Source organism: Bradyrhizobium nitroreducens (genome assembly GCF_002776695.1).
Taxonomy (GTDB): Bacteria; Pseudomonadota; Alphaproteobacteria; order Rhizobiales; family Xanthobacteraceae; genus Bradyrhizobium; species Bradyrhizobium nitroreducens.
Map to the genome: position 1 here is coordinate 6338698 of NZ_LFJC01000003.1, position 12527 is coordinate 6351224.

General features: G+C 66.7%; 11 protein-coding genes. 3 read left to right on the forward strand and 8 right to left on the reverse strand.

The genetic code is table 11. The features are described from left to right. The first annotated feature begins 33 nt into the window (after positions 1-33). The gene (locus TSA1_RS30280) at positions 34-540 is read left to right on the forward strand and encodes a MarR family winged helix-turn-helix transcriptional regulator (protein WP_100179522.1); all 507 of its coding nucleotides are present in this window, start codon (positions 34-36) and stop codon (positions 538-540) included. A 379-nt stretch (positions 541-919) separates the two neighbouring features. Here the strand turns inward: TSA1_RS30280 and TSA1_RS30285 are convergent, their stop codons facing one another. Beyond that, on the reverse strand, positions 920-2770 hold the full coding sequence (locus TSA1_RS30285) for a feruloyl-CoA synthase (RefSeq protein ID WP_174719134.1): 1851 nt from the start codon (positions 2768-2770) through the stop codon (positions 920-922). A 191-nt stretch (positions 2771-2961) separates the two neighbouring features. Here TSA1_RS30285 and TSA1_RS30290 point away from each other — a divergent pair, with 191 nt between their 5' ends. Both TSA1_RS30290 and atzF read left to right on the forward strand, forming a co-directional pair. Beyond that, entirely contained in the window at positions 2962-3462 is a 501-nt protein-coding gene (locus tag TSA1_RS30290) for a MarR family winged helix-turn-helix transcriptional regulator (RefSeq protein ID WP_100179524.1), read from the forward strand. Between the two features lie 192 nt (positions 3463-3654). Then, positions 3655-5463 (forward strand): allophanate hydrolase, encoded by a 1809-nt coding sequence (atzF, locus tag TSA1_RS30295; protein ID WP_100179525.1) that lies wholly within the window; start codon positions 3655-3657, stop codon positions 5461-5463. Positions 5464-5608: 145 nt separating this feature from the next. Here the strand turns inward: atzF and TSA1_RS30300 are convergent, their stop codons facing one another. The 7 genes from TSA1_RS30300 to TSA1_RS30330 all read right to left on the reverse strand — a co-directional run bounded on the left by TSA1_RS30300 (position 5609) and on the right by TSA1_RS30330 (position 12356). Beyond that, positions 5609-6331 (reverse strand): GntR family transcriptional regulator, encoded by a 723-nt coding sequence (locus TSA1_RS30300; RefSeq protein ID WP_174719135.1) that lies wholly within the window; start codon positions 6329-6331, stop codon positions 5609-5611. A gap of 4 nt (positions 6332-6335) precedes the next feature. Further along, complete coding sequence (gene hpxZ / locus TSA1_RS30305; protein ID WP_100179527.1) at positions 6336-6728, reverse strand: oxalurate catabolism protein HpxZ; 393 nt, start codon at positions 6726-6728, stop codon at positions 6336-6338. A gap of 12 nt (positions 6729-6740) precedes the next feature. Beyond that, positions 6741-8135: an AtzE family amidohydrolase gene (locus TSA1_RS30310; protein ID WP_174719136.1), complete on the reverse strand. Its 1395-nt coding sequence runs from the start codon at positions 8133-8135 to the stop codon at positions 6741-6743. 7 nt (positions 8136-8142) lie between these two features. Continuing rightward, on the reverse strand, positions 8143-8322 hold the full coding sequence (locus TSA1_RS30315) for a DUF4089 domain-containing protein (RefSeq protein ID WP_018316853.1): 180 nt from the start codon (positions 8320-8322) through the stop codon (positions 8143-8145). A gap of 16 nt (positions 8323-8338) precedes the next feature. After that, positions 8339-10114, reverse strand: coding sequence for a dipeptide ABC transporter ATP-binding protein (locus tag TSA1_RS30320; protein ID WP_100179528.1), 1776 nt, complete (start codon positions 10112-10114; stop codon positions 8339-8341). 319 nt (positions 10115-10433) lie between these two features. Continuing rightward, positions 10434-11333: an ABC transporter permease gene (locus TSA1_RS30325; RefSeq protein ID WP_100179529.1), complete on the reverse strand. Its 900-nt coding sequence runs from the start codon at positions 11331-11333 to the stop codon at positions 10434-10436. Between the two features lie 9 nt (positions 11334-11342). Further along, positions 11343-12356: an ABC transporter permease gene (locus tag TSA1_RS30330; RefSeq protein ID WP_100179530.1), complete on the reverse strand. Its 1014-nt coding sequence runs from the start codon at positions 12354-12356 to the stop codon at positions 11343-11345. Between the last annotated feature and the right edge of the window lie 171 nt (positions 12357-12527).

The following is a 12527-nucleotide window of genomic DNA, read 5'->3' on the forward strand; positions in this document are numbered from 1 at the left end:
GTCTTTCGGCCCGCCGCGAGTCAGAACCCCGCCATGCCGCCGTCCTTGACCAGATCCCGCCAGAAGCCTGCGCCCAATGATGCGGGGCCGACGCTCGATCTCGACCGTTACGTCCCGGCGTTCGTCACCTTCATCGCCAACAAGCTCTCGAACAGCGCGACCGCGTTCTATCAGCGGGAGTTCGGCGTCAACGTCACGGAATGGCGGATCATGTCGCTGCTGGCGATCGAGCCCGGCATTCCGGCTTCGCGCATCTGCCACGTCATCGGCTTCGACAAGGGGCCGGTGAGCCGGACGCTGGCGGGGCTCGAGAAGCGCGGGCTGGTCTCGATCCGCACCGATCCCAATGACGGCCGCACCCATTCGATCGCGCTGACGGCGAAGGGCCGCGCCACCCATGACAAGGTGATCGTCGCAGCGCTCGAGCGCGAGCGGCGGCTGCTGTCGTGCCTCGACAAGAACGAGCGCGAGGTGCTGATCGACCTGCTCCGCCGGCTGCACGAGAATCTCGGCGCGGTCACCGGCGGCACGGAAACCTGACGGGTCGCGCATCAGGCGCGCCCCTCCGTCACGTCCGGGCATGCGCCGGCGTTTGCCGGCGGCACCATTCGGGCCGAGCATTGTTTCCTCCAGGATCGGACGCGGCGGTTTCCCCGCCGTCATCGCCTCCCGGAACGGTTCGCACAAATTAGTTGCTTAAGCAACAAAAGAATCAGAAATATATTGCGGCAGGGTGGCTGGCGTGGTTGAGCGCTACGCTCTCGTGTCCCGGACGCGCTGCAGCGTGAAACGCTGCTGCGCCGAGCCGGGACCCATGCGACCCCGCGCACGACGAGAGATGGGCCCCGGCTCAGCAGCGCATCACTGCGTGCTGCGCCGCGTCCGGGGCACGGGAGCAACGAGTGCGGTCATTTTGCAGTTACAACCCGATCCACGCACCTGACGCATCGTCGTTCAATCGCGCCACCGCATCCGCACGCCGCGTCAGCACGGCGCGCTGGTTGATGTAGCCCTTGTCGGTGATCTCGCCGCCGTCGACCGAGGGCGGCTCGGCAAGCAGCAGCGCGCGCGTCGCGTGGCCGGAGGAATTGGGGCCCTGCTGCTTCAGTTTCGCGAGCCCTTGCGCGATGGCGGTCCTGACCTTGTCGTGCGCGAGCACCTCGGTCACATCAGCCGTATCGCCCAGGCCGGCATGCGCACGGCAAGCCGCGATGTTCGGGAACACCAGGAAGCGCACCTCGTCGCCGCCGTGACCGGCGACGACGATATCCTGCGCCAGCGGTGCGAGCGCGGCGATGCCGGCGACGCGCAGCGTGCCGACGCTGACCCAGGTGCCGGAATTGAGCTTGAAGTCTTCCGCGACACGGCCGTCGAAGAACAGGCCGCGCTCCGGCCGCTCGCGATCAGCAAGCTTCACCGCATCGCCGATGAGATAAAACCCCTCTTCGTCGAAGGCCTGCCGGGTCAGCTCGGGCGCCTTCCAATAGCCCGGCGTGACGTTGGGACCGCGCACGCGCACCTCGAGCTTGTCGCCTGACGTGACCAGCTTCAACTCGGTGCCCGGAATCGGCACGCCGATATTGCCGGAGCGCTCGGCAAGGAAGTGGCAGTCGGTCGCAAGCGGCGAAGTCTCGGTCGAGCCCCAGGCCGAGACCATCGGCAGCGCGCGGCCGACCGTTTTGAGCGAGAGCTCTTCGAGCGCGTCCCAGAGATTCTGCGGCAGCGCGGCGCCGGCATAGAAGGCGAACTTCACCTCGCTGAAGAAGCGGCGGCAGAGCTCCTCGTCGCCGCGCAGTGCCGCGATCAGCATGTCGAAGCCGCGCGGCACGTTGAAATAGACCGTCGGCATCACGCTTTTCAAATTGGCGAGCGAGGTCGCAAACAGCCCGGGCGCGGGCTTGCCGCCGTCGATATAGAGCGAGCCGCCGTTGCGCAGCACGAGATTGAAATTGTGGTTGGCGCCGAAAGTGTGGCTCCAGGGCAGCCAGTCGAGAATGACGAGATCGCCGCGTCCCGGCTGCAGGAAGGTCCAGGTCTGCGCCTTGGCCTGCTGGCTCGAGGTCAGCATGCGCTGGGTGTTGATGACGGCTTTCGGCACACCGGTCGAGCCCGACGTGAACAGGAATTTGGCGATCGTGTCGGGCGTCACCGCGGCGAAAGCCGCCGTGACCTCGGCGCTCTCCGGCGTCGCCGCGACCTCGCGGAAGGCGAGCGCGCCGGCATCACCCTCCTTGCCGCTGATGAGCTGCGCGCTGTGCAGCGGTTCGATGGCTGCCAGCGCGGCCGCGAACGGCCCGGTCGCGGAGACATAGATCGCGCCGGGATCGAGCAGCGTGATCATGCTCTTGAGCTTTTCGAAATCCCTCGACATCAGCGAATAGGCCGGCGAGATCGCGGCCGAGGGCACGCCGACATGCTGGGCGGCCAGCGCGAGCAGCGCGTGATCGACGCTGTTGTCGGAGAGGATCGCGAGCGGGCGTTCCGCGCTGAGGCCCTGCGCCAGAATCCAGGACGCTGCCGCACGCACCCGGCGCAGCGCCTTTGCGTAGGTGACCGTGGTCCAGGGCGCATCGATATGGCCCCGCTCCGCAAGGAAGATCGCATCGGGCGTCTGCCGGGCGAAATGCTCCAGCCAATCGCCGACGCAGCGCGCGCTGCTACCTAGCGATTCGGGCGAGCGCAGCAAGATGCTGCCGTCGGCGCGGCGCTCTGCGACGGTCCGTGGCGTTGCGAACAGGCCAGCAACGTCACCGCGTGGGGCGACAGTCATGTGTTTCCTCCCTCCGCCCGGATCCGGGACCGGCCGCAGCCTCGTTCCGGGCTGCCTTGGCCATAATGTTGGGCAGGACAATTGTTGTCGTCAACAACAATCTTTCCTTCATGACCGCCGAGCGCTAGGCTCTTCTTCCGCTCCCCGCGCGCGGGGAGCGGCGAAGCGGACCTTGCAGGGAGAGAAAGTCGGTGAGAACGACGTCGCGCGAGACCGGGGATTCCTCACGCAAACGCGCGGGCAACGGCGCGGCGGTCCGCGACGTCGCCGACGACATCGGCCTCGACGCGCTGGTCGGTCACGCCGGCTATGCGGTGCGGCGCTTCCAGATCTGGATCTTCCAGGACTTCATCAAGACGCTTGGCGCGGTGGACATCCGGCCGACGCAATATTCGGTGCTGACGGTGATCGGCGCCAATCCGGGCCTGTCGCAGATGGCGGTGGCCAAGCGCCTCGGCATCGAGCGCGCCCGGCTGGTGCATCTGCTCGACAGCCTCGAGCAGCGCAAATATGTGAAGCGGGTCAAGTCGAAGGCCGATCGGCGCTCCCACGCGCTGCATCTCACCGCACATGGCGAGACGGCGCTGGCGAAATTCAAGCGGCTCGCCGCCGAGCACGAGCGGCATGTCGAGGACAAGATCGGCAAGGAAAACCGGGAGCAGCTGCTGCGGATCCTTGCCGGCTTCACCTGATCCGGACCGCCCAATATTTATGCAGATGCCCGTAACAGGGCGCTGGCACGACCACCTGACGGGTCGCCGAAATATCTCCCAACTCACTGATCCCACGATAATATCCCGGGCGACCATCCTGCCTGGATTCTGTACACAATGGCACATCGCTTGCTTCAATCCGGGTGAAGCATGGTGCCGGAGTTTTGACGCATGGGGGCTGAGCAGCCTGAAACGATCGCCGCGATTGTGGCCGCGCATCGCGCGGGCACGCTGACGCCGGCGCACACGATCGCGCGGGCGTATCAGCGCATCCGCGATTACAACGATCCGGCCGTCTTCATCAGCCTGCGCGAGGAGAAGGATGCGGTCGCGGAGGCCGAGAAGCTCGCCGCGCGCGCGGACGCCGCCAGCCTGCCGCTCTACGGCGTGCCGGTCGCGGTGAAGGACAATATCGACGCACTGGGCTTTGCGACCACGGCGGCCTGCCCGGCCTTTTCGTATACGCCCGCACACGATTCGACCGCGGTGGCGCGGCTGCGCGCGGCCGGCGCCATCATCATCGGCAAGACCAATCTCGACCAGTTCGCAACCGGCCTCGTCGGGGTGCGCTCGCCCTACGGCATCCCCCGCAATTCGATCCGCGAGGATCTCATCCCCGGCGGCTCGAGCTCCGGCTCCGCGGTCGCGGTCGGCGCAGGTCTCGTGCCGCTGTCGCTCGGCACCGACACCGCAGGCTCCGGCCGCGTGCCGGCGATGCTCAACAACATCGTCGGGCTGAAGCCTAGCCTCGGCATGATCTCGAATACGGGGCTCGTGCCGGCCTGCCGCACGCTCGACTGCATATCGGTCTTCGCGCTGACGGTGGATGATGCTGCACTCGCCTTGTCCGTGATGGCAGGGCCGGACCCGACTGACCCGTTCTCACGCGACCGGCCGCTGGGCGCGATCACGCCGCTTCCGCCAAGCTTGCGCCTCGGCGTGCCGCGCAACGGACAGCTGATCTTCTTCGGCGACAAGAAAGCGGAGACCGCCTACGCCGACGCCCTGAAGCGCTGGACCGCGCTCGGCGCAACGCTGGTCGAGTTCGACCTCGAACCGTTCTACGAGACGGCGCGGCTCCTCTATGAGGGCCCCTGGGTCGCCGAGCGTTATCTCGTGATCAAGGATCTCCTCGCGTCGGCGCCTGACGCGATTCATCCGGTGACGCGCGAGATCACCGCCGCCGGCGCACGGCTGACGGCGGCCGACACCTTCTCGGCGCTGTATCGTTTGCAGGGCCTGCGCTGGATCGCCGAGCGCACCTTTGCCGATATCGACGCGCTGGTGCTGCCGACCGCGCCGACGGCCTACACGACCGCGCAGGTGCTCGCCAATCCGATCGAGCTCAACAGCAGGCTCGGCACCTACACCAATTTCGTCAATCTGCTCGATCTCTGCGGCCTCGCTTTGCCGGCCTCACTGCGCGCCGACGGCGTTCCGTTCGGCATCACGCTGCTGGCGCCCGCGGGGCGCGATGCGATGCTGGCCAGCATCGGCCGCGTTTTCCATGCGGACACCAGGTTGAGTCTCGGCGCAAAGGGTACGGCGCAGGCGCCGCTCGCGCCGCTGACCGCAAACACGGGCGATGAGATTCCCGTTGCCGTGGTCGGCGCGCATCTGTCCGGTATGGCGCTGAACGGCGAATTGACGGCACTGAACGGCAAGCTGATCGAGGCGACAAAGACTGCGCCGGACTACAAGCTCTATGCGCTGAAGACAACGCCGCCGAAGCCGGGCCTGCTGCGCGTCGCGACCGGCACGGGCGCCGCGATCGAGCTGGAGATCTGGTCGCTGTCGGCGGCGGCGTTCGGCAAGTTCGTGAATGCGATTCCGGCGCCGATGGCGATCGGCACGCTGCGGCTCGCGGATGGACGCAGCGTGAAGGGATTTCTGGTCGAGCCCGAAGTGCTGGGCGATGCGCGGGATATCACCGCGTTTGGGGGATGGCGGAAGTATATGACGGAAGGTGCGAAGGCGTAACCGGTCTCGTGTCCCGGGCGCAGCGCATCACGCAGTGGTGCGCTGCTGAACCGGGACCCATGGAGTTGCTGTGCGTGATGGATAGATGGGTCCCGGCTCTGCGGAGCAGCGCTGCGCGCTGCACCGCGTCCGGGACGCGGATGCATCACACCGACACCGCGTAGATCTCATACTCCCCGCGCACCAATTCGATATGCGCGCGCATCGCGACGGCGGCGCCCTGCTTGTCGCCGCGCATGATGGCGACGACGACGCGGTCGTGCTCGGCCTGCGATTTGGCGAGACGACCGAGATTGCGGAACTGAGCGCGGCGGAACGGCTGCACCCGAACGCGCGTCGCCAGCGTGATCTCGGCGATATAGCCGTTCTGCGATCCTGCATAGATCGCGTTGTGGAAGCGTTCGTTGACCTCGTGAAAGCGATCGGGATTTCCGGTGTAGCTCAGCACCCGCAGCTCTTCGTGGATCGCCTCCAGGCCGTGGCGCTCGGCGGCCGACATGCGCTCGGCGGCAAGGCCGGCGCACAGCGCCTCCAGCTCCGCCATCGCCTCGAACATGCCTGTCAGCCGTTCGAACGAGGGCTGCGCCACCACCGCGCCACGATGGGCACGCGCCTCGACGAGGCCGCTGGCGACCAGCTGACGCAACGCCTCGCGCACCGGCGTCCGCGAGACGCTGAAGCGGCGCGCGATGTCGGTCTCGTCCAGGGGCGAGCCGGGAGCGAGGGCGCCGCGCACGATCTCGTCGGCGAGCTGCAGGCGCAGCTCCTCGGCGCGCGTGACCTTCTGCACTGATGGCGAGGCACGGTCGACGCGGGGCACCACCGGCTCGGCCGGCAAGGCTCCGGGCGGAAAGTCGTCAAGCGTCATACGGTCAGGTCTCTTTCGGCTCGTCGATGATGCTGACATGGGCGGCGACCACACGCCAGCCCTCGGGAAAGCGAATCCAGGTCTGCATCTGCCGGCCGACCTTGCCGGGCGCCGTGTCGCGATAGAACAGGGTGGAGGCCACGGCGGTGTCGCGGCCATAGCTGGAGATGACGGTCCTGGCGGTGCGGCGGTTGAGGCCGACCGGCGAGCGCGCGGCGCGGAAGCCGTTGATCGCCTCATAGCCGTAGAGGTTCTCGCCGATGCCGTAGCGCAGCGTGCGGGGATCGTTGCGGAACAGCTCGCCGAGCACGGCGACGTCATTGGTGATGAGCGCCTGCTCGTAACGATCGAACGCGGCTTTGACTTCCGCGATCACCTCGGGGAGATCGATCTCCATCTCAAATTCCTCTTAAAGTCCCCTCGGGGCCGGCGCCGACACCACACCCATCTTTTCCAGGGCGTGCGCGACGCGGAGCGCGATGTCCTCGCGCCATGGCGCAGCGATGATCTGCACGCCGATCGGCAGCGGTTCGAGCGGAACCGGGACGGCGACCACCGGCAGTCCGATGAAGGAAATCGGCTGGGTGTGGATGCCGATATTGGCGCGCACCGGCAGCTCGACGCCATCGAGATTGAAATTCACCTGGCCGAGCTTCGGCGCAGTGCAGGGCGTCGCCGACGCGATCAGCACGTCGACCGATTTGAAGATCTTGGCGAGCTCGGCGCGATACCAGCGGCGGAACTTTTGCGCGCGGTCGACCAGCGCTGCCGGCACCATGGCGCCCGCGATCAGCCGGTCGCGCACGGCCGGATCGAAATCGTTCGCCCGCTGGCGCAGGCGATCGAGATGCAGCGAAGCACCTTCGGTGGTGGAGATGACATAAGCCGCCGCGCGGGCGCGCGCGGCCTCGGGGATGTCGACCACCCTCGTTGCGCCGAGCGCCTTGGCGACGCGGCTGACGGCCTCGACGGCTTCCGGAAACACGTTCTTCTGGAAGTACCCGCCGGCGATGGCGATGCGCAGGTCCGAGACCGGATTGGCGATCAGCGGCAGCGTCGGCTCCAGCCCGCGCGTGGTGCAGGCGCTGTCCTCCGCGTCCGGGCCCTGCATTGCATCATAAGCGAGTGCGAGATCGGCGACGGAGCGCGCGAACGGACCGAGATGGTCGAGGCTCGCGACGAACGGGAACGAGCGCGCCCGCGACAGCCTTCCATAGGTCGGCTTCAGCCCAAAGATGCCGCAGAACGAGGACGGCACGCGGATCGAGCCATTGGTGTCCGAGCCGAGCGCGATCGGCACCAGCGCGCCACCGACGGCACTGCCCGAACCGCCCGAGGAACCACCGGTCATCCGCGTGGTGTCATGCGGATTGCGCGAGGGGCCGTCATGGACGTTCTCGCCGGTGAAGTCGTAGGCGTATTCGCCCATGTTGAGCGCGCCGACCAGCACGGCGCCGGCGGCTTCCATCCGCTCGATCAGCGTCGCATCGCGCGCTGCGGGCGCGCGATCGCGGTTGATCTTCGAGCCCGCGCGGGTCGGGAGCCCTGCGACATCGAAGAGGTTCTTCACCGCGAAGGGCACGCCGGCGAGCGGGCCGACGTCCTTGCCCGCGGCGATGTCGGCATCGACGGCGCGCGCCTTGGCGCGGGCGCGCTCGGCGGTGACGTCGGTGAAGGAATTGAGGATGCCGTCGTGCTGCTTGATGCGCGCGAGGGCGGCTTCGGTCGCATCGAGTGCGGACATCTTGCCGCCCGCAACCGCCTTCGCGATTTCGGCGGCCGTCATCTCTGGCTTGCTGGTCATGGCAGCATCAGGCGGTGAAGATCGGCGCCGGCTCGGTCTCGTCCGGCAGCGCGAATTCGTCGACGAGGCGCGCGAGCCTCAGCGAGACTTCGAGATTGGCGCGCACCGCGGGCCGCCAGGCCTCCTCGACCGGCAGCGCCAGCGCTTTCGATACGGCGTCGATATAGTCGTCCAGCGGTTCGGCCATCTCGCTTCTCAAACAATCAGTGCAACGGCGGATGCGGGATCGCCGTCAGCAGTTCCTTGGTGTAGTCGTCCTTGGGATCGCTGAGGACCTGCTCGGAAGAGCCCTCCTCGACGATCCGTCCCGTCCGCATCACAATGACACGATCGCACAGCAAGCGCACCACATTCAAATCATGCGAGACGAACAGATAGCTCATACCTAGCCGCGCCTTCAGGTCCTGGAGCAGGTTGAGCACCACGGCCTGCACCGAGACGTCCAGTGCCGCCGTCGGCTCGTCCAGGATGACGAGCTTGGGATGCAGCGCGATGGCGCGGGCGATGCCGACGCGGGCCTTCTGGCCGCCGGAGAGCTGATGCGGAAAACGATCCAGCAGATTGTGCGGCAGGCCGACCATGGTCGCCAGCTCCTCGCAGCGGGCGCGGAGTGCATCGCGGCCCCTGACGTCGCCGAGCTGCATAATGGGGTCGGCGATGGCGCGGGCGGCGGTGAAGCGCGGGTTGAGGCTGTCGGTCGGATCCTGGAACACCATCTGGATGCGGCTGCGCTGCGGCAGCCGGGCAAAGTTGGCAGGCGCAATGCCGCCGATGTCCTCGCCGTCGAACTGGATCAGGCCGGAGGTCTGGTCCAGGAGGCGCATCACCATCATCGACGTGGTCGATTTGCCGCAGCCGGACTCTCCGACGAGACCGACGCTCTCGCCGTGGCCGATCGAAAAGCTGATGCCGTCGACGGCGCGGAACACGTCCGGCTCCACGGGCGGCTTGCGGCCGAACAGCTTTCCGAGCGTCGCCGTGGCGCCCTGGCGGGGGTATTCCTTGACGAGCTTTTCGATGCGGAGGAGAGGCGAACTCTTCTCGTCACCCCCGGGCTTGACCCGGGGGTCCATCGCTTGAGACGAATCTTGCGAAGTGTGATGGATGGCCGGGTCAGGCCCGGCCATGACGGATGCGGATGAGGACGCGCCCTCTTCCTCCGGCAGCAGATCCCGCAAGGACACGCCGAGCCGCGGCGTCGCGCGCATCAGCTTCTTGGTGTAGGGGTGCTGCGGGTTGGCAAAGATGTCGGCGGCCTTGGCGGTCTCAACCACGCGGCCCTTCTCCATCACCACGACGCGGTCGCAATAGGCGGCCGCTAAGCCGAGATCATGCGTGATCAGGATGGTGGACATCGCCTTGCGCTTGGTCAGCTCGACGATCAGATCCATCACCGCCTTCTGCGTGGTGACGTCGAGGCCCGTGGTCGGCTCGTCCGCGATCAGCAGCTGCGGATTGCAGGCGAGCGCGAGCGCGATGACGACGCGCTGGCACATGCCGCCCGACAGCTCGAACGGATAGGCGTGATAGCGCTCGCGCGGGCGGGCGATCTTGACCTGCTCCAGCGCCTCGATCGCCTTCTCGCCGTGATCCGAGACCATCGCCTGCTGCACATGGGTGCGCAAGACGTCCTCGATCTGGTCGCCCACTTTCCGGATCGGGTTCAGCGCGGCGCGCGGGTTCTGGAAGATCATCGAGACTTCGCGGCCGCGCAGATCGCGCATCTGGTCTTCGCTAGCGGCCTTGACGTCGATGCCGGAGAACATCACCGAACCCTCGGCGATCCGCCCCGCACGATCGAGGATGCGCATCACCGCATAGGACGTCACCGACTTGCCGGAGCCGGACTCGCCGACGATGGCGAGCGCCTCGCCCTTGGCGACGGAGATGTTGACGTGCTGCACGGCCTTGACGATGCCGCGGCGGGTGGAGAATTCGACGGTGAGATCCTGGACGTCGAGCAGTGGCTGGGCGGTCATGCGGGCCTGCCATGATGCAAAAAGTGCGAAAACAACCCCATGCACAGTAGAAAGGCTTTGGAATCGTTGGGGAATTCCGGCCGGAAATTCGCGTGTGAGGCGGCCGCCGCTCTCTCATTCCCTCCCCCCTTGTGGGGGAGGGGCAGGGAGAGGGGTACCGCACGGGGACTCTCTCCATTTACAAGCGCCACAACATGCGCACCAACAGCACCGTTTCCTGAGCTACCCCCCTCCCCAACCCTCCCCCACAAGGGGGGAGGGAGCGAGAGAGATGCGCCCTCCTCACATCCGCGCAGCAAACATCCGAAACTGAAGACCATCACGTCCTCCGCTGGGGGTCGACGATGTCGCGCAGGCCGTCGCCGAGGAGGTTGAAGCAGAACACCGCGATCATCAGGGCAAGGCCGGGAAACAGCGCGATCCACCATTCGCCTGAGACCATGAAGCCCGCGCCTTCCGCGACCATGATGCCCCATTCGGCGGTCGGCGGGCGGACGCCGAGGCCGATGAAGGACAGGCCCGCGGCGTTGAGGATGGCGTAGCCCATGGTCAGCGACATCTGCACGATCATGATCGGCATGATGTTCGGCAGGATGTGCACCAGCAGGATGCGGAATTCGCCGTTGCCCGAGAGGCGCGCGGCCTGCACGAAGCCGGCGTTGCGGCGAACGTTGGCTTCGGCGCGGGCGACGCGGGCGTAGAGCGGGAAGTTCACGATGGCGGTGGCGAGGATGATGTTCTGCACGGTGTTGCCGAGCGCGGCGACGATGCCCATGGCGAGCACGAACAGCGGGAAGGCCATGATGGTGTCGGCGATGCGGCCGACGATGCGATCGGTCCAGCCGCCGAAATAGCCGGCGGCGATGCCGGCGAGCCCGCCCATCAGGAACACCAGCGCGACGGATGCGACCGCGATGAATGTGTCGAGCCGCGTCGCCACGATGACGCGGCTGAAGATGTCGCGCCCGAGTTGGTCGGTGCCGAACCAGTGCGCCGCCGACGGCGGTTTCAGCGCAGCAGCTGTATCCGAGGCGAGCGGATCGTAGGGCACGACGTAGGGGCCGAAGATCGCGGCGACGAGGATCAGAATCAGAAGCGCGAAGGCGAAACCGGTGACCTTGTTCTCGCTCAGGACGTAGCGGGTTTGTTCAAGGACAGCCGACAGCCCGGAGGTCCGCGCGGGGCCGGCGGGTTCAACAGCAGGCGCAACGGAGCTCATTGTGTCCCCCTAGCCTTCAAGTCTGACGCGCGGATCGATCACGCCATAGAGAATGTCGATGATCAGATTGAGCAGCACGTACATCACCGCCATGGTGAGCACGAAACCCTGCACCGGCGCGAAGTCCGAGGAGATCAGCGCTTCCACCGCATAGGAGCCGATGCCGGGCCAGGCGAAGACTTTTTCCACCAGCACGTTGGCGCCCAGAAGGAACGAGAATACCATGCTCAGCGTGGTGATGACGGGCAGCATCGCATTACGAAACGCGTAGGTGACGATGACGGTCGTCGGTGACAGGCCGCTGGCGCGCGCGGTGCGGACGAATTCGGAGGCCAGCACCGCCAGCATCGAGGCGCGGGTCATGCGCGCGATCGGCGCCAGCGAGAAGATCGCCAGCGTCGTCGCGGGAAGGATGAGCTGACTCAGCGCCGAGCGGAACGCCTCGAAGTCACGCGCGATCAGCGTATCGATCAGATAGAAGCCGGTGACGGTCGGCGGCGCGCTGTAGAACACGTCGAGACGTCCGAGCGGCGCAGGCGACCAGCCCAGACGGAAATAGAAGATATAGACCAGCACGAGGCCGGTGAAGAACACCGGCAGCGAGACGCCCGCCGTCGTCGTGACACGACATAAATGATCGACCCATGAGCCCGGTCGCGTCGCCGCGAGTACGCCGAGCGGAATGGCGATGACGACGGAGACGATGAGGCCGAGCAATGTCAGCTCAGCGGACGCCGGCAGGCGGTTGCGGATTTCGGCGGCGACCGGCTGGCCTGTCGTGAGCGAGTTGCCGAAGTCGCCGTGGGCGAGATCGTTGGTGTAGCGGAAGAACTGCTCGATCAGCGGCTTGTCGAGGCCGAGCTTCTTGCGGATCTGCTCGACGGCTTCCTTGGTCGCGGCGGGACCGGCGAAATAGGCGGCGGGATCGCCCGGCAGCGCGCGCGTCAGCAGGAAGGTGACGATGACGACCCCGATCAGCGAGGGAATCGCGAACATCAGGCGCTTGCCGATCATGGTCAGCATGATGCGTTCCCCGTCGTGAAAAAGACTCTCTCGGCCCACGCAGCTATGTTCCCTCCCCCCTTGTGGGGGAGGGCTAGGGAGGGGGGTGCCCCCGGGAGAGGTCGGAGTTCGTGGCTACCCCCCTCCCTGCCCCTCCCCCACAAGGGGGGGGGGGATGAGAGAGCTGTGCTC

Bases quoted from the DNA above. Each gene is read 5' to 3' on its own strand.
- TSA1_RS30320 (WP_100179528.1), bottom strand. From the start codon at position 10,114: ATGACCGCCCAGCCACTGCTCGACGTCCAGGATCTCACCGTCGAATTC.
- hpxZ (WP_100179527.1), bottom strand. From the start codon at position 6,728: ATGGAGATCGATCTCCCCGAGGTGATCGCGGAAGTCAAAGCCGCGTTC.
- TSA1_RS30300 (WP_174719135.1), bottom strand. From the start codon at position 6,331: ATGACGCTTGACGACTTTCCGCCCGGAGCCTTGCCGGCCGAGCCGGTG.
- atzF (WP_100179525.1), top strand. From the start codon at position 3,655: ATGGGGGCTGAGCAGCCTGAAACGATCGCCGCGATTGTGGCCGCGCAT.
- TSA1_RS30310 (WP_174719136.1), bottom strand. From the start codon at position 8,135: ATGACCAGCAAGCCAGAGATGACGGCCGCCGAAATCGCGAAGGCGGTT.
- TSA1_RS30325 (WP_100179529.1), bottom strand. From the start codon at position 11,333: ATGAGCTCCGTTGCGCCTGCTGTTGAACCCGCCGGCCCCGCGCGGACC.
- TSA1_RS30280 (WP_100179522.1), top strand. From the start codon at position 34: ATGCCGCCGTCCTTGACCAGATCCCGCCAGAAGCCTGCGCCCAATGAT.
- TSA1_RS30330 (WP_100179530.1), bottom strand. From the start codon at position 12,356: ATGCTGACCATGATCGGCAAGCGCCTGATGTTCGCGATTCCCTCGCTG.
- TSA1_RS30285 (WP_174719134.1), bottom strand. From the start codon at position 2,770: ATGACTGTCGCCCCACGCGGTGACGTTGCTGGCCTGTTCGCAACGCCA.
- TSA1_RS30315 (WP_018316853.1), bottom strand. From the start codon at position 8,322: ATGGCCGAACCGCTGGACGACTATATCGACGCCGTATCGAAAGCGCTG.